Source organism: Paracoccus sp. DMF (assembly GCF_004407025.1).
Lineage (GTDB): Bacteria > Pseudomonadota > Alphaproteobacteria > Rhodobacterales > Rhodobacteraceae > Paracoccus > Paracoccus aminovorans_B.
This window is the reverse complement of record NZ_SOKV02000006.1, coordinates 108,078-125,890: the sequence shown is the minus strand read 5'-3', so window position 1 is coordinate 125,890 and position 17,813 is coordinate 108,078. Positions and strand designations below refer to the sequence as shown.

General features: G+C 67.4%; 17 protein-coding genes. 2 read left to right on the top strand and 15 right to left on the bottom strand.

Features of this window, described 5'->3' with window-relative positions; translation table 11 throughout:
- Window positions 1-63: 63 nt before the first annotated feature.
- Window positions 64-1,332 (top strand): 4-aminobutyrate--2-oxoglutarate transaminase, encoded by a 1,269-nt coding sequence (locus tag E3D03_RS05440; RefSeq protein WP_062561820.1) that lies wholly within the window; start codon window positions 64-66, stop codon window positions 1,330-1,332.
- Window positions 1,333-1,593: 261 nt separating this feature from the next.
- On the opposite strand, the gene E3D03_RS05435 is transcribed toward E3D03_RS05440, so the two are convergent.
- The 4 genes from E3D03_RS05435 to pgsA all read right to left on the bottom strand — a co-directional run bounded on the left by E3D03_RS05435 (window position 1,594) and on the right by pgsA (window position 3,933).
- Window positions 1,594-2,550: an acetyl-CoA carboxylase carboxyltransferase subunit alpha gene (locus E3D03_RS05435; RefSeq protein ID WP_263566127.1), complete on the bottom strand. Its 957-nt coding sequence runs from the start codon at window positions 2,548-2,550 to the stop codon at window positions 1,594-1,596.
- 76 nt (window positions 2,551-2,626) lie between these two features.
- Window positions 2,627-3,061 (bottom strand): molybdenum cofactor biosynthesis protein MoaE, encoded by a 435-nt coding sequence (locus E3D03_RS05430; protein WP_263566126.1) that lies wholly within the window; start codon window positions 3,059-3,061, stop codon window positions 2,627-2,629.
- Between the two features lies 1 nt (window position 3,062).
- Entirely contained in the window at window positions 3,063-3,314 is a 252-nt protein-coding gene (gene moaD, locus E3D03_RS05425; protein ID WP_062561823.1) for a molybdopterin converting factor subunit 1, read from the bottom strand.
- Entirely contained in the window at window positions 3,304-3,933 is a 630-nt protein-coding gene (pgsA, locus tag E3D03_RS05420) for a CDP-diacylglycerol--glycerol-3-phosphate 3-phosphatidyltransferase (protein WP_062562309.1), read from the bottom strand. Before pgsA ends, moaD begins: the two co-directional genes overlap by 11 nt.
- Before the next feature lie 165 nt (window positions 3,934-4,098).
- On the opposite strand from pgsA, the gene E3D03_RS05415 reads away from it, so the two are divergent.
- Entirely contained in the window at window positions 4,099-4,503 is a 405-nt protein-coding gene (locus E3D03_RS05415; protein ID WP_062561824.1) for a group II truncated hemoglobin, read from the top strand.
- 18 nt (window positions 4,504-4,521) lie between these two features.
- Here E3D03_RS05415 and E3D03_RS05410 read toward each other — a convergent pair whose 3' ends face one another.
- The 11 genes from E3D03_RS05410 to dnaK all read right to left on the bottom strand — a co-directional run bounded on the left by E3D03_RS05410 (window position 4,522) and on the right by dnaK (window position 17,789).
- Window positions 4,522-5,163, bottom strand: a complete 642-nt coding sequence (locus E3D03_RS05410) for a DUF429 domain-containing protein (protein ID WP_263566125.1) — start codon at window positions 5,161-5,163, stop codon at window positions 4,522-4,524.
- Between the two features lie 138 nt (window positions 5,164-5,301).
- Window positions 5,302-7,173 carry an excinuclease ABC subunit UvrC gene (gene uvrC, locus E3D03_RS05405; protein ID WP_263566124.1) on the bottom strand — a complete coding sequence of 624 codons (1,872 nt, stop codon included), beginning with the start codon at window positions 7,171-7,173 and terminating at the stop codon, window positions 5,302-5,304.
- 299 nt (window positions 7,174-7,472) lie between these two features.
- Window positions 7,473-8,243 (bottom strand): SDR family oxidoreductase, encoded by a 771-nt coding sequence (locus E3D03_RS05400; protein ID WP_263566123.1) that lies wholly within the window; start codon window positions 8,241-8,243, stop codon window positions 7,473-7,475.
- Window positions 8,244-8,346: 103 nt separating this feature from the next.
- Window positions 8,347-9,159, bottom strand: a complete 813-nt coding sequence (locus E3D03_RS05395) for a S49 family peptidase (protein ID WP_263566122.1) — start codon at window positions 9,157-9,159, stop codon at window positions 8,347-8,349.
- Window positions 9,160-9,198: 39 nt separating this feature from the next.
- Complete coding sequence (locus E3D03_RS05390) at window positions 9,199-10,068, bottom strand: ribokinase (protein WP_263566121.1); 870 nt, start codon at window positions 10,066-10,068, stop codon at window positions 9,199-9,201.
- Window positions 10,069-10,213: 145 nt separating this feature from the next.
- Window positions 10,214-11,620, bottom strand: a complete 1,407-nt coding sequence (locus E3D03_RS21310; protein WP_318013704.1) for a cytochrome c1 — start codon at window positions 11,618-11,620, stop codon at window positions 10,214-10,216.
- 13 nt (window positions 11,621-11,633) lie between these two features.
- Window positions 11,634-12,956: a cytochrome b gene (gene petB / locus E3D03_RS05380; protein ID WP_263566120.1), complete on the bottom strand. Its 1,323-nt coding sequence runs from the start codon at window positions 12,954-12,956 to the stop codon at window positions 11,634-11,636.
- A gap of 10 nt (window positions 12,957-12,966) precedes the next feature.
- The gene (gene petA / locus E3D03_RS05375) at window positions 12,967-13,536 is read right to left on the bottom strand and encodes a ubiquinol-cytochrome c reductase iron-sulfur subunit (protein WP_026155292.1); all 570 of its coding nucleotides are present in this window, start codon (window positions 13,534-13,536) and stop codon (window positions 12,967-12,969) included.
- A 196-nt stretch (window positions 13,537-13,732) separates the two neighbouring features.
- Window positions 13,733-14,509, bottom strand: coding sequence for a RadC family protein (radC, locus tag E3D03_RS05370; protein ID WP_263566119.1), 777 nt, complete (start codon window positions 14,507-14,509; stop codon window positions 13,733-13,735).
- Between the two features lie 118 nt (window positions 14,510-14,627).
- The gene (gene dnaJ / locus E3D03_RS05365) at window positions 14,628-15,788 is read right to left on the bottom strand and encodes a molecular chaperone DnaJ (protein WP_263566163.1); all 1,161 of its coding nucleotides are present in this window, start codon (window positions 15,786-15,788) and stop codon (window positions 14,628-14,630) included.
- 81 nt (window positions 15,789-15,869) lie between these two features.
- Window positions 15,870-17,789, bottom strand: a complete 1,920-nt coding sequence (dnaK, locus tag E3D03_RS05360) for a molecular chaperone DnaK (protein WP_263566118.1) — start codon at window positions 17,787-17,789, stop codon at window positions 15,870-15,872.
- Window positions 17,790-17,813 lie beyond the last annotated feature (24 nt).

The following is a 17,813-nucleotide window of genomic DNA, read 5'->3' as shown; positions in this document are numbered from 1 at the left end:
GCCCTGTTCGGATCCCCGAGCCGCGTATAGCATCACCCCCGAATCGCATCCGAGGAGGCGCCGATGACCAGCCTGACCGACCGCAAGAACGCCGCCATCTCGCGCGGCGTCGGCATGACCACGCAGGTCTATGCCGAGCGCGCCGAAAACGCCGAGATCTGGGACAAGGACGGCAATCGCTACATCGATTTCGCCGCCGGCATCGCGGTCGTCAACACCGGCCACCGCCACCCGAAGGTGATCGCGGCGGTCAAGGAGCAACTCGACCGCTTCACCCATACCTGCCACCAGGTCGTGCCCTACGAGAATTACGTCGCCCTGGCCGAGCGGCTGAACGCCGCGGTGCCGGGCAAGGGGCCGAAGAAGACCGCCTTCTACACCACCGGCGCCGAGGCGGTGGAAAACGCCATCAAGATCGCCCGCCACCATACCGGCCGCGCCGGGGTGATCGCCTTTTCCGGCGGCTTCCACGGCCGCACCTTCCTCGGCATGTCGCTGACCGGCAAGGTCCAGCCCTACAAGGCCGGCTTCGGGCCGATGATGAACGACATCTGGCACCTGCCTTTCCCGAACACCACCCATGGCGTGACGGCCGAGGACGCGCTGGCGGCGCTGGACCGGCTGTTCAAATCCGACATCGACCCGGCGCGGGTCGCGGCGATCATCATCGAGCCGGTGCAGGGCGAGGGCGGCTTCTACGAGGCGCCCGCCGGCTTCATCCAGCGCCTGCGCCAGATCTGCGACCAGTATTCGATCCTCCTGATCGCGGACGAGGTGCAGACCGGCTTCGCCCGCACCGGCAAGCTGTTCGCCATGGAGCACCACGGCGTCGCGGCCGACCTCACCACCATGGCCAAGGGTCTGGGCGGGGGCTTGCCGATCAGCGCCGTCACCGGCCGGGCCGAGGTGATGGACAGCCCGCAGCCCGGCGGCCTGGGCGGCACCTATGCCGGCAACCCGCTGGCCGTCGCGGCCGCCCATGCCGTGCTGGACGTGATCGAGGAGGAGCAGCTTTGCGACCGCGCCACCCGGCTCGGCCAGCGGCTGAAGCAGCGCCTGGCCGGCCTTGCCGAGGCGGTGCCCGAGATCGTCGACATTCGCGGCCCCGGCTTCATGAACGCGGTCGAGTTCAACATCGCCGGCAGCGACAAGCCCAACCCCGAGCTGACCAACCGGGTGCGCGAGGAGGCGCTGAAGCGCAACCTGATCCTCCTGACCTGCGGCGTCTACGGCAACGTGATCCGCTTCCTGGCGCCGCTGACCATCCCCGACGCGGTCTTCGACGAGGCGCTGGACATCATCGAGGAGTCGATCCGCGCCGCCCGCGGCTGATCCGGGGTCAACCGGCACCGGCCGCGCCCCCGACCGCGGCCGGCCGGGTATTTGAAAAACTGAAAAAAGCAGGCCCCGGGGCGGCGCCCAGGGGCGAGAGGCCATGGCTTCTTCGTTCCTCAAATACCCAAACGGCCGCGCGCATGAGAGCGGTCGGCGGGGTATTTCGGAAACAGAGAAAGCTGCAGGACAGTGCCCGGACGCGCGGATCGCCCGGGCTTTCACCGTTCTTCAAATACTCCCGCGGCCCGGGCGGCGGGGTCAGGCCAGCGCCTTGGAGCCCATGTGCAGGAACTTCTGCCGCCGGTCCTTGACCAGTTCGGCCGGCTTCTTGCCGTCGAGCTCGGCCAGCATGGCGGCGATGGCATCGCCCACCGCGGCCATGGCGTCCTGGGACGCGCGCTGGGCGCCGCCCAGCGGCTCGGCGATGATCTGGTCGATCACGCCCAGTTTCTTCAGGTCCTGCGCCGTCAGCTTCAGCGCCGTGGCGGCCTCGCGCATCTTCTCGGCATCCTTCCACAGGATCGAGGCGCAGCCCTCGGGCGAGATCACCGAATAGATCGAATGCTCCAGCATGGCGATGCGGTTAGCGGTGGCGAAGGCCACGGCGCCGCCCGATCCGCCCTCGCCGATGATGACCGAGACCAGCGGCACGCCGATCTGCAGGCATTTCTGGGTCGAGCGGGCGATGGCCTCGGACTGGCCGCGTTCCTCGGCGCCCTTGCCGGGATAGGCGCCGGGCGTATCGACCAGCGTGATCACCGGCAGGCGGAAGCGGTCGGCCATGTCCATCAGCCGGATCGCCTTGCGATAGCCCTCGGGCCGGGCCATGCCGAAATTGTGGGTGATGCGCGACTTGGTGTCATTGCCCTTTTCATGGCCGATCACCACGCAGGGCGCGTCGCGGAACCGCGCCAGGCCGCCCATGACGGCGTGATCCTCGCCAAAGGCGCGGTCGCCGGCCAGGGGCGTGTATTCGGTGAAGAGCGCCTCGACATAGTCGCGGCAATGCGGGCGTTCGGGGTGGCGGGCGACCTGGGTCTTGCGCCAGGGATCGAGCTGGCGATAGAGGTCGCGCAGCATGTCGCCGGCCTTCTTGTCGAGCGCCGCGGCCTCTTTCTCGAGATCGACGCCTTCGCCCTTGCGGGCCAGCACCCGCAACTCCTCGGCCTTGCCTTCCAGGTCGGCGAGGGGCTTTTCGAACTCGAGATAGGTCATTCAGGGCTCCGCACTGTGATCCGGTCCATCTGCGGGGACTATATGCTTGTCCGGGCCCCGGATTGCAACGTGCGCGTCACCACCGCGACAGCGCGTCCTCGTCCTCGGACCGGGCCTCAACCCAGGCGCCGGCACCGTCGGGGCCGATTTCGCGCTTCCAGAACGGGGCGCGCGACTTCAGCCAGTCCATCAGGTATTCCGCCGCCGCGAAGGCGGCCTGGCGGTGGCGGGCGGCGGTCGCGACCATCATGATCGGCTCGCCCACCGCCAGCCGGCCATGGCGGTGGATCACGCGCCAGTCCGACAGGCCGAAACGCTGCGCTGCCTCGGCGCCATAGGCGGCCAGCGTCTTTTCGGTCATGCCGGGGTAATGCTCGATTTCCAGCGCGACCAGCCGGCCGCCCTCGTCGCGCACCAGGCCCGAGAAGGTCACGATGGCGCCGGCGCCAGCGCCGAAGCCCGAGAGTTCGGCGCCGAGGTCGAAGGGCTCGCTTTGCACCCGGGCGGACATCTCAGCCTCCGGTCATCGGCGGGAAGAAGGCCACCTCGCGCACGCCGGCCAGCGGCGCGTCGAGATCGGCCAGTTCCTGGTCCAGCGCGACGCGCACCGCCGCCAGGTCCGACAGCGCGGCGGCATGCCATTCGTCCAGCGCCACCAGCTCGGCCACCAGATCGCGCACGGTCGCGGCCCGGGTCTCGATCCGCTCGCGCGGCTGGCCGATGCGTTCGCGCAGCCAGGCGAAATAGAGCACGTCAACGGCCATCGGAATCCCTCAGGAAGGGCCGAGCCTTGTCGAAATAATCCCAGCCGGTGATCGCGGTCAGCACGGCGGCGATCCAGAACAGCAGGAGGCCGGCCTGCGTCGCCAGGTCCGACCAGCTGTCGGACCAGGGCAGGCTGGTCTCGCCCACCAGGGGCGGGTGGCCGGTCTCGTAATAGTTCAGCCCGGTGCCCAGGAACAGCACGGCGATGGCGACCATCTGCGCCGTGGTCTTCCATTTCGCCAGCCGGGTGACCTTCAGCATCCGCGACTGGTCGCCCAGGAATTCGCGCAGGCCCGACACGAAGACCTCGCGGAACAGGATCACGGTCGAGGGCAGGATCAGCCAGGGGTTCATCCCGGAATAGCCGGTGATGACCACCACGGCGATGATGACCATGGCCTTGTCGGCGATCGGGTCCATGGCGGCGCCGAAGCGGCTTTCCTGGCCCCAGGCGCGCGCCAGATAGCCGTCGAACCAGTCGGTGACCGCGGCGACCAGGAACAGCGCCAGCGCCGCGAAATCCGCGAAGGGCCGGCTGAGGAAAAAGAACATCAGCGGCACCAGCGGCGCGGCCGCAAGTCGCAGAACGGTCAGGATATTGGGCAAGGTCCAGCGCATGGCCTGCAATCTAGGCGCTTGTGCGGCCGGGGGGAAGGGGCCAGACGCGGCGGCCCGCGCGCGCCTGTTTTCTATCCGGGAATAATTCTTTCCCGAAAAGCACATTTTCTGCCGCGAATCGGTCATTTTCCTGCTAGGCTGCGGCCGTGGCTTGCGGAGGGCCCCATGTATTTTGCCGGACAAAAGAAAGATTCGCTGTTCGCCCGCCTGGGCGGCGAGGAGGGCGTGCGCGCGCTGGTCGAGCTGTTTTACGACATCATCGAGCAGGACGAGGCGGCGCAGCCGCTGCACCAGCTGCACCTGCAAGGCTCGGGCGTCGCGCATTCGCGGGCCGAGCAGTTCAATTACCTCTGCGGCTTTTTCGGCGGGCCGCAGCATTACGTCATGCGCCACGGCCATTCCCGCCTGCGCGAGATCCACGAGCATGTCCCCATCGGCCCCGAGATGCGCGACCTGTGGCTGGCCTGCATGGAAAAGGCCATCGCGCAGCGCGGCATCGCCCCGGACCTGGCGGCGCAGCTGATGCGGCATTTCGCCGTCGCGGCCGAGACCTCGCGCAACCGGGACTGAGGCCCGGGGCCGCCCCGATTACAGCGAGATGTCTGCACACGAACGCGGCGTCGGTATCCATACCGCAGCCGTCGCGTCGCCGTATGACGTGGCGCGCCCTTCGATGATCTCGACCGCAACAGCCGCGCATATGATGGCATCCAGCTGATCCTCGAAGGATTTCAGCGATGCAAGGCTGGCATCGGTCGGCGGCATCGCCAAGGCATTCCGCGTGCCGGGCAGCAGAGTCTCCAAGGTTTTCAGGATGCGGGTCCATTCGATGCGCAGGTTCGCCCGCCGAGCCGAAGGCGAAAGATCGGGCCAGTATTTTCCCGCGCGCTGGATTTTGTAAGGCAGCCTTCTGGGTGCCTGCAGCAGTTCGATCAATGCGGGGTGGGGATAGACCTCGGCCAGCCGTCCGTCGGGGCGGGCCGAATGCCGCAGCTCATAGCCCCTGCTGCCGAGCTCCTGCCGCATCCGGTCGGCGATCGGTCCAGGCCGCAATGCCGAGGGCGAATGCGTGGCGGCAGCCCGTCCGCCATAGGCGCGACTCACCTCGCGGTCCGCTGCGCGGCGCGCGGTGATCGGCAGGTCCGACAGCGGCATGTCCACCGCGATAAGATCGGGATACCGGCCGCAAAGGCTTGCCACCCTGTCCGGCAGATCGGCGGCGCTTGGCATCGGTGCGTCCAGGAAATCGGCGTAGCTGGGCCAGACGGAGTGCAGGGATCACTTCCCTTGGTCTTGCGTGGCCAAGGCCAGACCGCTGGGGTTATGGGCCGTCCAGGCGGCGTCGATTCCCAACACCACCGTCATGCACTAGCCCTTCTGGAAGTGATCCACGATCTTCTGCGCCAGCGATTCGCTGATGCCCTCGACCGCGACCAGGTCGGCGAGGCCGGCGCGGCTGACCGCCTTGGCGCTGCCGAAATGCTGGAGCAGGGCGCGCTTGCGGCTGGCGCCGACGCCGGCGATCTCGTCCAGCGGATTCGCCATCACCGCCTTGGCGCGCTTGGCGCGATGCGTGCCGATGGCCCAGCGATGCGCCTCGTCGCGCAGGCGCTGGACGAAATACAGCACCGGATCGTTCATGCGCAGAGCGAAGGGGCGCTGGCCGAAGCGGTGGAATTCCTCCTTGCCGTGGTCGCGGTCGAGGCCCTTGGCGACCCCGACCATCGGGATGTCCTCGACCCCCATGTTCGCCATGATCTGATGCACCGCCGAGACCTGCCCGGCGCCGCCGTCGATCAGCAGCAGATCGGGCCAGGCGTCGGTCTGGCGGTCGGGATCTTCCTTCAGCAGGCGCGAGAAGCGCCGGGTCAGAACCTCTTTCATCATGCCGAAATCGTCGCCGGGGGTGATCTCGGTGCCCTTGATGTTGAACTTGCGATACTGGCTCTTGATCCAGCCCTCGGGGCCGGCGACGACCATGCCGCCGACGGCATTGGTGCCCTGGATGTGGCTGTTGTCATAGACCTCGATGCGCTGCGGCACGGCGGGCAGGTCGAAGGCCTCGGCCAGACCCTCGAGCAGCCGTGCCTGGGCCGCGCTTTCCGACATGCGGCGGGCCAGGCTCTCGCGCGCGTTGCGCAGGGCGTTCTCCACCAGCTCTGCCTTTTCGCCGCGCTGGGGCACGCCCAGCACCACCTTGCGGCCGGCCTTTGCGGTCAGGATCTCGGCCATCAGGTCGGGGTCCTCGATGCCATGCGACAGCAGGACCATGCGCGGCGGCACCTTGCCGTCGTAGAATTGCGCGATGAAGGCCTGCATCACCTCGTCGGCGGATTCGACGCCGTTGAGCCGGGGGTAGAAGTCGCGGTTGCCCCAGCTCTGGTTGCCGCGGATGAAGAAGACCTGCACGCAGGCCTGGCCGCCCTCCATATGCAGCGCGATCACGTCGGCCTCGGGCACGCCGCGCGGGTTGATCGCCTGCACCGATTGCACCGCGGTCAGCGCCTTGATGCGGTCGCGCAGCGCGGCGGCGCGTTCGTATTCCATCGCCTCGGCCGCCTCGGCCATCTCGCGCGCCAGGTTGGCCTGCACGGCGGTGGACTTGCCTTGCAGGAAGCGTTCGGCATCCAGCACCAGCGCGGCGTAATCCGCCTGTTCGATGCGGCCGACGCAGGGCGCCGAGCAGCGCTTGATCTGATAGAGCAGGCAGGGCCGGGTGCGGCTGCTGAATGTCGCGTCGGTGCAGCTGCGCAGCAGGAACACCCGCTGCAACTGGTTCAGCGTCCGGTTCACCGCGCCCGCGCTGGCGAAGGGGCCGTAATAGTCGCCCTTTTCCGACTTGGCGCCGCGATGCTTCTTGATCTGGGCAAAGGGATGCGCCTTGGCGACCAGGATGTTCGGGAAGGACTTGTCGTCGCGCAGCAGCACGTTGTAGCGCGGCTTCAGCTGCTTGATGAGGTTCTGCTCCAAGAGCAGCGCCTCGGTTTCGGTGCGCGTGGTCAGGAACATCATCGAGCAGGTTTCGCGGATCATCCGGGCGATGCGCCCCGAATGGCCGACCGGGCGGGCATAGTTCGACACCCGCGCCCGCAGGTTGCGCGCCTTGCCGACGTAGAGCACCGCCCCCTGGCCATCCAGCATGCGATAGACCCCCGGCGAGCCGTCGAGCGTCTTCAGATAGTCCTGGATCAGCGCGTGGCCGGTCTTGGCGGGCCGCTTGTCTGGGGTGGAATCGGTCATGCTGTTAACGAAATGATTCTGGAGTGGCGCTGCAAGTTCCGGCGTGGAAGTTCAAGCAGAATCCTGTCCACGGAATCTGGGGATAACTCTGTGAATCAGCTTGGGAGCAGCGGTCGATCCGCAAGCGTTTGTTGGAGATTCCTCGATCTGCACAAAAAACAGGCATCAAAGCAACGCCTTGTTTTCGCGAAATATTTTTTCTCCTTTCGCCAATCCCCTGAATCTCTTGCCAGAATCGTGAAGGATAGGTGAATGCCCGGCCAAAGGTGGACAACTTGCCGCAAGGGCACGGCCCGGCGCTATTCAACCCCAAGGACATCGGGCGTGCGCCAGGCCAGATGCTGGCCGCCGTCGGTGCAGATCAGCTGGCCGGTGACCGAGGGCGAGTCGAGGAAGAATCCCAGCGCGGCGCAGACGTCGCCCGGCCCGGCGCCGCGTTCCAGGATGGTGGCGGCGCGCTGGCGGCTGAAATGGCTGTCGGATTGCCGGGTGCCCTGCACGGTCGGGCCGGGGCCGATGGCATTGATGCGGATGTCGGGCGCCAGGGCCTGGGCCGAGGTGCGGGTCAGCCACCACAGGCCCGCCTTGGCCAGCGAATAGGTCATGAATTCCGGCGTCGGCTTCAGCACGCGCTGATCGATCATGTTGACCACCAGCGCGCGCGCCACCGGCTCGTCGCCGCTGCGGTCGGCCCCGGGCGCCTGGGCGGCGAAAGCCCGGGTCAGCAGGAAGGGCGCCCGCAGGTTCGAGCCCATGTGCCGGTCCCAGCTGTGCCGGCTGGCGCTTTGCAGGTTGTCGTATTCGAAGATCGAGGCATTGTTGACCAGCACCGTCAGCGGACCCAAGGCCGCCGTGGCGCGCGGCACCAGCGATTCGGTCGCCTCGGGGTCCAGCAGATCGGCCTGCAGGATCTCGGCCCGGACGCCAAGCGCGCGGATCTCGGCCGCGGTGGCCTCGGCCTCGGCGACGGATGCGTGGCAATGCACGGCGATGTCGTGGCCGCGCCCGGCCAGATACAGCGCCATGGCCTTGCCCAGCCGGCGGGCCCCCCCGGTGATCAGCGCGGTCATTTCAGCGGAATCCCCAGGATCTTGGCGATGATCCGGCGCACGCCCGGGCCGGCGACCAGCGCCAGCGCGATGATGATCAGCAGGCACAGGATGACGGTCTTGATCATCCGCGCACCTCGAAGCGGGAAAAGGCGGCGCGTTCCTCGACGCCGCCGATCAGCGCCTCGGCGGACAGGCCGAAGCGGCGCAGCAGCGGCACGCGCTGGCCATAGGTCAGGAAGCGGGTCTTGTCGCCGTAAAGTTCGCGCATCTTGGGCAACAGATGGGCGATGCCGTCGGCCAGGCCCAGCTCGACCGCCTCGCGGCCGGTCCAGATCTCGCCGGTGAACAGGTCGCGGCCCTCGGCCAGCCGGCTGCCGCGGCGGGCGACGACCTGCTCCTTGAAGGCCTGGTGGATCGGGCCCAGCAGGCGTTCCAGCCGGGCCACGTCCTCGGGGGTTTCGGGGCGGAACGGGTCCAGCATCGACTTCGAGCGCCCGGCGGTATGCACGCGCCGCTCGACCCCGTGGCGCTGGATCAGCTCGGCAAAGCCGAAGCCCGAGGAGATCACCCCGATCGAGCCCAGGATCGAACTGTGGTCGGCCCAGATGAAATCGGCGGCCGAGGCCAGCCAATAGCCGCCCGAGGCCGCCACATCCTCGACGAAGGCATGCACCGGCACGTCGTTTTCCCGCGCCAGCCGGCGGATGCGGGCGCCGATCAGGCTGGACTGCACCGGCGAGCCGCCGGGCGAGTTCACCGCCAGCGCCACCGCGACCGGCTTCCTGCGCTTGAAGGCGCGTTCCAGCAGCGGCGCCAGCGCCGCATCGGACAGGCCGGGGCCGCCGCGACCGGCAGCTCCGATGGCGCCCTGCAGGCGCAGCACGGCGACGCTGGCCGGGCGGTTCACGAGGCGGTTCACGAATGGAATTTTCATGTGCTCCAGATAGGCATGCGACGGGGCGGCGGCAAGCACTCAGCCCTGCGCTTTCAGAAAGGCCATCACCTCGGCGCGGTCGGGCATGGCGTCGCCTGCCCCGGCCCGCGTGACCTGCACCGCGGCGGCGGCGGCGGCGTGGCGCAGCGCGGTCGGCGCATCCTCGCCCCGCGCCAGCCCGGCGGCGAACCAGCCGGCAAAGCAGTCGCCGGCGCCGGTGGTATCCACCGCTGCGACGCGAAACGCCGGCTGGTGCCAGCTCTGGCCGCCTTGCAGGTCGCGGAACTCGGCCCCCTCGGCGCCGCGGGTGATCAGCAGCCCCTCGATGGGCAGATCCTCGCCGAAGGCGGCAAACGTGTCGCGGGCCTCGATCGCGTTCACCGCCAGGATCGAGACATGCGGCAGCACCGCCCGAAGCGCCTCGATCTCGAAGGGGGCGGCGGAATAGATCACCCGGGTGCCGGCGCTCCGGGCGCGGGCGGCGGTCTGGACCTGAAGGCTGGTCTCGTTCTGCATCAGGAGCAGGTCGCCAGGGCCGAAGGCCGCGCGCTCGGGCAGGTCGGCGGGCAGGGCCATATTGGCGCCGCCATGCAGGACGATGGAATTCTCGCCCGAGGCATCGACCAGGATGATGGCATGGCCGGTGGCGGTATCGGCCAGCCGGACGATGCCCGAGGTATCGACGCCGGCCGCGGCCAGGCGTGCGATCACCCAGTCCTCGGCCGTGCCCAAGGCGCCCAGATGCACCACCGGCGTCCCGGCGCGGGCGGCGGCGACCGACTGGTTCGCGCCCTTGCCGCCCAGGCCCTGGGCATAGGACAGGGCATGCATGGTTTCCCCGGCGCGGGGCAGAACCGGCAGGCGATAGACATGGTCGATGTTGATCGAGCCGAGATTATAGATCGTCATCCGCCCCCCTTCGTTCACCGTTTTCCAAATACTCATGCAACGCCGGCGGCGCACCGCGGCATTTCAGCCCTGGCGCGGCGCCTTGTCCATCCCGGAAACGAAAGACGCGCCCCGAGGGGCGCGTCTGCTGTTCATGGAGCGGCGGTCATTCCGGCTTGCGAGGATGCTTGATCGGCCACCACAGCTTCTTGTTGGTCAGATACAGCAGCACCGACAGCACGACCAGGAACAGGACCGAGACGAAGCCGACCTGCTTGCGGTCCATCATCTTCGGCTCGGCGGTCCACATCAGGAAGGCCGAGACGTCGCGCGACATCTGGTCCACGGTCGCCTCGGTGCCGTCCTCATAGGTGACCTGGCCGTCCGAAAGCGGCGGCGGCATCTTGATCCAGCCGGTCGAGAAGGCAGCGTTGTGATAGAAGGTGCTGCCCGCCTCTTCCTTTTCCTCGCCGTTGAAGCCGGTCAGGATGGCGTGGATGTATTCCGGCCCGCCGATGCCGTTGAACAGCTGGCTGATGCCGGTGCCATAGGGGCCGTGGAACCCGGCCCGCGACTTGGCCATCAGCGACAGGTCGGGGCCCATGCCATCGCCATGCACGGTCGGGAAGTGGTCGGTCGGGATGCGCGGGCGCTCCTCTCCGGTTTCCTCGTCCATGATGGACAGCGTGGCGGCATAGGCGCGGACCTGGTCCTCGGGCAGGGCGGGGCCGCCCTCGTCGGCAAGCGTGCGCAGCGGCACATAGGTCAGGCCGTGGCAGGCGGCGCAGACCTCGGTATAGACCTGCAGGCCGCGTTGCAGCTGGAACTGGTCGTATTTGCCGAAGGGCCCCTCGAAGCTGAACGAGATGTCCTCGATATGCGGCGCGGCATGGGCGGCAGCGGCCTCTTCGGCCGGAGCGGCGGCGGGCTCGGCCGCAGCCTCGCCCTCGGCGGCCGCGGGTTCCTCGGCCGGTGCGGCTTCGGCGGCCGGCTCAGCCTCGGCCGCGGCTTCGGCGGGGGCGGGTTCCTCGGCCGGGGCCGCAGGCTCGGCGGTCTCGGGCGCCGCAGCCTCGGTGCTTTCCGCTTGGTCGGCAGCCGGTTCCGCAGCGGGCTCGGCAGCCGGTTCCGCCGCGGCTGGCGCGGCTTCGGCCGGAGCCTCGGCCGCGGGCTGCTCGGCAGCCGGTTCTTCAGCAGCCGGTTCCTCGGCAGCAGGAGCTTCGGTGGTCGCGGCCTCTTCGGCCGGCGCCTCAGCAGCAGCCGGAACCTCAGCAGCCGGTTCCTCCGCGGCCGGTGCCTCAGCAGCCGGTTCCTCGGCGGCCGGAGCCTCCGCGGCGGGGGCCGCCGCCGGCTGGTCGTCAGCGCCTGCCTCGGCTTCGGCCGGAGCCTCGGTCGCGGTTTCGGTGCTGGTGGCCGGCGCCTCGGCTGCTGGGGCGGCTTGCGGCGTGGTCTGGTAGCTCGAGCCCGCGGGGGCGGTGGTGCCGGGCGCCGTCGTCGCGTCCTGCGCCACGGCCCCGCCTGCCAAGGCAACCGTCAGGGCCGCAACAGCCGTGAGCGATGCGTTTCTCAGGGTCATTGGATGCCTCTCCTTACTCGGCAGGATGGGTTTCGGGCCCGTAATGGGCGTTGAAGTCGTCCTCGATGGTCTGAGGCATGGGCAGCGGTTTCTCGATGATGCCCAGAAGCGGCAGGATGATCAGGAAATAGGCGAACCAATAGGCCGCACCTGCCAGCGCGATATAGGGATAGATCCCCTCGGCCGGCATGGCGCCGACCCACATCAGCACGACGAAATCCACCGCCAGGATCCAGAACCACCACTTGAACAGCGGCCGGTACTGGCCCGAACGCACCCGCGAGGTGTCGAGCCAGGGCACCAGCGCCATGACGATGATGGCGCCGAACATCGCGATGACGCCGAAGAACTTGGCGTCGATGATGCCGAAGGACAGCCAGTTCACCAGCTGCACCGCCCAGACATCGGCGGTGAAGGCGCGCAGGATGGCGTAGAAGGGCAGGAAATACCATTCCGGCACGATATGCGCGGGCGTGGCCAGGGCGTTTGCCTCGGTATAGTTGTCGGGGTGGCCGAGATAGTTCGGCATGAAGCCCACCACCGCGAAGAACACCACCAGGATCACCGACAGCGCCAGCAGGTCCTTGATCACGAAATAGGGCCAGAAGGGCAGGGTATCCTTCTGCGCCTCTTCCCTGGAACCGCGACGGACCTCGACCCCGGTGGGGTTGTTGTTGCCGGTGGTGTGGAAGGCCCAGATATGGACGATCACCAGCGCCGCGATCACGAAGGGCAGCAGGTAATGCAGCGAGAAGAAGCGGTTCAGCGTGGCGTTGTCGACCGCCGGGCCGCCCAGCAGCCAGGTCTGGATCGACGCGCCGATGCCCGGAATGGCGCCGAAGAGGCCGGTGATGACCGTCGCGCCCCAGAAGGACATCTGGCCCCAGGGCAGCACGTAGCCCATGAAGGCGGTGCCCATCATCATCAGATAGATCAGCATGCCGACGATCCAGGTCACCTCGCGCGGGGCCTTGTAGCTGCCATAGTACAGGCCGCGGAAGATGTGGATATAGACGGCAAAGAAGAACAGCGAGGCGCCGTTCGCATGCAGATAGCGCAGCATGTAGCCGCCGTTCACGTCGCGCATGATATGCTCGACACTGGCGAAGGCCAGGTCGACATGCGGGGTGTAATGCATCACCAGCACGATGCCGGTCGCGATCTGCAACACCAGGCAGAAGGCCAGCACGATGCCCCAGATCCACCACCAGTTCAGGTTCTTGGGGGTGGGAATCATGATGGTGTCATAGACCAGGCTGACCACCGGAAGGCGGCGGTGCAGCCAGCGTTCGAAACCCGTCTTGGGCTCGTAATGGTCGTGGGGAATTCCGGCCATGTGCGCCTCCTCAGCCCAGCTTGATCGTGGTTTCGTTGACGAATTCGGCAACGGGAATATGCAGGTTCTGCGGAGCCGGACCTTTGCGGATGCGGCCGGCCGTGTCGTAGTGGGACCCGTGGCAGGGGCAGAACCAGCCGCCGAAATCGCCCGCGCCATCGCCGATCGGCACGCAGCCGAGATGGGTGCAGACGCCGATCATCACCAGCCATTCGCCGGCCTCGTCCAGGGTGCGGTTCTGGTCGGTGGCGGGCTCGTTGGGCTTGTTGGGGTTCTCGGCGCTCTGGTCGATCAGGTCGCCCAGCGGCACATCGCGGCCCTTCTGGATCTCGTCCTCGGTGCGGCGGCGGATGAACACGGGCTTGCCGAGCCATTTCACCGTCAGCTGGGTGCCGGTTTCGACGCCGCTGACATCGACCTGAATCGAGGAAAGCGCCTGCACATCCGCCGAGGGGTTCATCTGGTTGACAAGGGTCCAGGCGGCAGCCCCGGCCGCGACGGCGCCGGCGCCGGCGGTCGCGAAATAGAGGAAATCCCTCCGGGTGCCGTGGTCACCTGCGTGTTCGTCTGCGTGGGACACGGGTCTGATCTCCATTTATGCCCCGAAACCGGGGCTATACGACGCATGGGGCCGTGTCGAACACAGCCCTCGCCTAGGCGGTTCTAGCGATCAAGTTCCTGTCAGTCCAGCGGGGTAGGGCGCTGGTCCCGGCGCAAAACACCGCAGGTGTCGCATTTTGGTTGCGCGTTGCGGCCGGCCGTCCGGGCCGTTGGCGCTAAAGCAGGCCCTCGCTGCGAAAGCTCAGCTCGCGCGACTTGCCGATGATGAGATGGTCGTGGACGGCGATTCCCATCACCTCGGCCGCCGCCACGATGCGGCCGGTCATGGCGATGTCGGCCTGCGAGGGCGTCGGATCGCCCGAGGGATGGTTGTGCACCAGGATCAGCGCGCTCGCGGTCAGCTCCAGCGCCCGGCGCATGATCTCGCGCGGATAGACCGGGACATGGTCGACGGTGCCGCGCGCCTGCTCCTCATCCGCGATCAGCACGTTCTTGCGGTCCAGGTAAAGCACGCGGAGCTGCTCGATCTCGCCATGGGCCATGGCGGTGTGGCAATAGTCCAGAAGCGCGTCCCAGCTGGTCAGCACCGGGCGCTGGATCACCCGCGACCGCGCCAGGCGCTGCGCTGCGGCCGCGACGATCTTCAGCTCCTGCACCACGGCCGGACCGACGCCCGTCACCTCGGACAGCCGCGCGGGCGGCGCCGAGATCACCCGGTTGAAATCGCCGAACCGGTCCAGAAGCCGCCGGGCCAGGGGCTTCACGTCCTGGCGCGGGATGGCGCGGAACAGCAACAGCTCCAGCAATTCGTAATCCGGCATTGCCTCGGCCCCGCCCTGCATGAAGCGGTCGCGCAGCCGGGCGCGGTGATCGGCGATATAGCTGGGCATCCGCCCGCCGGGCGCCAGCGGCGGCGCGGCCTCATCCCCGGCAGGCCGGGCCGAGGAGAAAAGTGGCAGCGGGGCTTCCTGAAAGGCGCGATTCTTGTCCATGGCCGGCAGCCTGCCACGACAAGAGTAAAGGCCGGGTTAACGCGCGCGTCCCCCCGGCCTTCTTTGTTTTCCAAATACCCAGATCCCAAAGGCGGCCACACGCGCCGCCCTGGCCGGTTCAGCCCTTCATCTCGTCCCAGAAGCCCTTGATCTTCTGGAAGAAGCCCTGAGTCTGCGGATTGTTGTCGGCCTTGATGTCTTCGAACTCGCGCAGCAGTTCGCGCTGGCGGGCGGTCAGGTTCACCGGGGTTTCCACGACGAGTTCGATCAGCATGTCGCCCGATTCGCCGTTCATGCCGGGGCCGTGGCGCAGCGGCGGCATGCCCTTGCCGCGCAGGCGCAGCTGCTTGCCCGATTGCGTGCCGGCCGGAACCTTGACGCGCGAGCGGCCGCCGTCGATGGTCGGGACCTCGATCTCGCCGCCAAGCGCGGCGGTGGCCATGCTGACCGGCACCTGGCAGGCCAGCATCTTGCCGTCGCGCAGGAAGATCGGGTGCTCCTTGACCTCGATGAAGATGTAAAGATCGCCCGCCGGACCGCCGCGCATGCCGGCCTCGCCCTCGCCGGCCAGGCGGATGCGGGTGCCGGTCTCGACCCCGGCGGGGATGTTCACCGACAGCGTGCGCTCTTTCTCGATCCGGCCGGCGCCGCGGCATTCCTGGCAGGGATTCTTGACGATCTGGCCCTGGCCGTTGCAGGTCGGACAGGTGCGCTCGACGGTAAAGAAACCCTGGGTGGCGCGGACCTTGCCCATGCCGGAACAGGTCGGGCAGGTGGCGGGCTCGACCGCGCCCTCGGCGCCGGTGCCGTTGCAGGCGCCGCAGGCGACCGAGCCGGGCACGGTGATGGTCTTCTGCGCCCCGGCATAGCCCTCGTCCAGCGAAACGCGCAGGTTGTAGCGCAGGTCCTGGCCGCGGCTGGCGCGCGAGCGGCCGCCACCGGCGCCGGGCCGGCGGCCCATCATGTCGCCGAACAGGTCCTCGAACACATCCGCGAAGGCCGAGCCGAAATCGCCATGGCCATTGCCGCCGCGCCCGAAGCCGCCGCCGCCGTTTTCGAAGGCGGCATGGCCGAAGCGGTCGTAGGCGGCCTTCTTCTGGTCGTCCTTGAGGCAGTCGTAGGCCTCGTTCACTTCCTTGAACTGCGCCTCCGAGACCTTGCAATCCTTGTTGCGGTCGGGATGCAGCTGCTTCGCCTTGGAGCGGTAGGCCTTCTTGATCTCCTCGGCCGAGGCGCCGCGCTGCACGCCAAGCACCTCGTAGTAATCGCGTTTCGCCATATCCATCGCGTCCGGGCTCTTTCACGAATTGGCCGGCCCGTGCGGGAAAGCAGCGGGCCGGCCGGTTGGGTCACATCGCGCTTACTTGCGCTTGTCGCCGCCGAGATCCTCGAAATCGGCGTCGACAATCTCGTCATCCACGTCGCGCGGGCCGGGCTCGTCATCGCCCGCATCGGCGCTGCCGCCTTCGGCCTGGCTGGCCTTGTAGATGGCTTCGCCCAGCTTCATCGAGGCGTCCATCAGGTTCTGGATGCCGCCCTTGATCTTGCCGGCATCCTCGGACTTCAGCGCATCTTCCAGCGCGCCGATGGCCAGCTCGATGGCCTCAACGGTCGAGCCGTCCACCTTGTCGCCATGCTCTTCCAGCGACTTCCTGGTGGTGTGGATCAGGCTTTCGGCCTGGTTGCGGGCCTCGACCAGTTCCTTGCGCTTCTTGTCGGCATCGGCATTGGCCTCGGCGTCCTTGACCATCTTCTCGATCTCGTCGTCCGAGAGACCGCCCGAGGCCTGGATGGTGATCTTCTGCTCTTTCCCGGTGCCCTTGTCCTTGGCCGAAACCGAGACGATGCCGTTGGCGTCGATGTCGAAGGTCACCTCGATCTGCGGCATGCCGCGCGGCGCCGGCGGGATGTTTTCCAGGTTGAACTGGCCCAGAAGCTTGTTGTCGGCGGCCATCTCGCGCTCGCCCTGGAACACCCGGATCGTCACGGCGTTCTGGTTGTCCTCGGCGGTCGAGAAGATCTGCGACTTCTTGGTCGGGATCGTGGTGTTGCGGTCGATCAGCCGGGTGAAGACGCCACCCAGGGTCTCGATGCCCAAGGACAGCGGCGTCACGTCCAGCAGGACCACGTCCTTGACGTCGCCTTGCAGCACGCCGGCCTGGATGGCGGCGCCAAGCGCCACGACCTCGTCCGGGTTCACGCCCTTGTGCGGCTCCTTGCCGAAGAAGCTGGTCACTTCCTCGACCACCTTCGGCATCCGGGTCATGCCGCCGACGAGCACGATCTCGTCGATGTCGCCCTTGGACATGCCGGCATCCTTCAGCGCGTCCTGGACGGGCTTCATGGTGCGCTTGATCAGGTCGCCGACCAGGCTTTCCAGCTTGGCGCGGGTCAGTTTCATGACCATGTGCAGCGGCGTGCCGGTGTTCTTGTCCATCGAGATGAAGGGCTGGTTGATTTCGGTCTGGCTCGAGCTCGACAGCTCGATCTTGGCCTTCTCGGCGGCCTCTTTCAGGCGCTGCAGCGCCATCTTGTCCTTGGTCAGGTCGACGCCATGCTCTTTCTTGAACTCCTCGGCGAGGTAGTTCACGATCCGCATGTCGAAGTCCTCGCCACCCAGGAAGGTGTCGCCGTTGGTGGACTTCACCTCGAAGAGGCCGTCATCGATCTCCAGGATGGTGATGTCGAAGGTGCCGCCGCCAAGGTCATAGACCGCGATGGTTTTCGATTCCTTCTTGTCCAGGCCATAGGCCAGCGCGGCCGCGGTCGGCTCGTTGATGATGCGCAGGACTTCCAGGCCCGCGATCTTGCCGGCGTCCTTGGTGGCCTGACGCTGGGCGTCGTTGAAATAGGCCGGGACGGTGATGACGGCCTGCGTGACGGGCTCACCAAGATAGCTCTCGGCGGTTTCCTTCATCTTTTGCAGGATGACGGCGGAGATCTGGCTGGGCGAGTATTTCTCGTCCCGGACCTCGACCCAGGCGTCGCCATTGCCACCGTCGACGATGGCATAGGGCACCAGTTTCTTGTCCTTTTCCACCTCGGCGTCGGTGGTGCGGCGGCCGATCAGGCGCTTGACGGCGAAGATGGTGTTCGAGGGGTTGGTCACCGCCTGCCGCTTCGCGGGCTGGCCGACCAGGCGTTCGTTGTCGGTGAAGGCCACGATCGACGGCGTCGTGCGCGCGCCTTCCGAGTTCTCGATGACCTTCGGCTGGCTGCCGTCCATGATGGCGACGCAGCTGTTGGTGGTCCCGAGGTCGATGCCGATGACTTTAGACATACAGTAACCTTTCTTGCGGCGATA

Coding starts and splice junctions, on each gene's coding strand:
- E3D03_RS05440 (WP_062561820.1), top strand. CDS start 64: ATGACCAGCCTGACCGACCGCAAGAACGCCGCCATCTCGCGCGGCGTC.
- E3D03_RS05435 (WP_263566127.1), bottom strand. CDS start 2,550: ATGACCTATCTCGAGTTCGAAAAGCCCCTCGCCGACCTGGAAGGCAAG.
- E3D03_RS05430 (WP_263566126.1), bottom strand. CDS start 3,061: ATGTCCGCCCGGGTGCAAAGCGAGCCCTTCGACCTCGGCGCCGAACTC.
- moaD (WP_062561823.1), bottom strand. CDS start 3,314: ATGGCCGTTGACGTGCTCTATTTCGCCTGGCTGCGCGAACGCATCGGC.
- pgsA (WP_062562309.1), bottom strand. CDS start 3,933: ATGCGCTGGACCTTGCCCAATATCCTGACCGTTCTGCGACTTGCGGCC.
- E3D03_RS05415 (WP_062561824.1), top strand. CDS start 4,099: ATGTATTTTGCCGGACAAAAGAAAGATTCGCTGTTCGCCCGCCTGGGC.
- E3D03_RS05410 (WP_263566125.1), bottom strand. CDS start 5,163: ATGCCAAGCGCCGCCGATCTGCCGGACAGGGTGGCAAGCCTTTGCGGC.
- uvrC (WP_263566124.1), bottom strand. CDS start 7,173: ATGACCGATTCCACCCCAGACAAGCGGCCCGCCAAGACCGGCCACGCG.
- E3D03_RS05400 (WP_263566123.1), bottom strand. CDS start 8,243: ATGACCGCGCTGATCACCGGGGGGGCCCGCCGGCTGGGCAAGGCCATG.
- E3D03_RS05395 (WP_263566122.1), bottom strand. CDS start 9,159: ATGAAAATTCCATTCGTGAACCGCCTCGTGAACCGCCCGGCCAGCGTC.
- E3D03_RS05390 (WP_263566121.1), bottom strand. CDS start 10,068: ATGACGATCTATAATCTCGGCTCGATCAACATCGACCATGTCTATCGC.
- E3D03_RS21310 (WP_318013704.1), bottom strand. CDS start 11,620: ATGACCCTGAGAAACGCATCGCTCACGGCTGTTGCGGCCCTGACGGTT.
- petB (WP_263566120.1), bottom strand. CDS start 12,956: ATGGCCGGAATTCCCCACGACCATTACGAGCCCAAGACGGGTTTCGAA.
- radC (WP_263566119.1), bottom strand. CDS start 14,509: ATGGACAAGAATCGCGCCTTTCAGGAAGCCCCGCTGCCACTTTTCTCC.
- dnaJ (WP_263566163.1), bottom strand. CDS start 15,788: ATGGCGAAACGCGATTACTACGAGGTGCTTGGCGTGCAGCGCGGCGCC.
- dnaK (WP_263566118.1), bottom strand. CDS start 17,789: ATGTCTAAAGTCATCGGCATCGACCTCGGGACCACCAACAGCTGCGTC.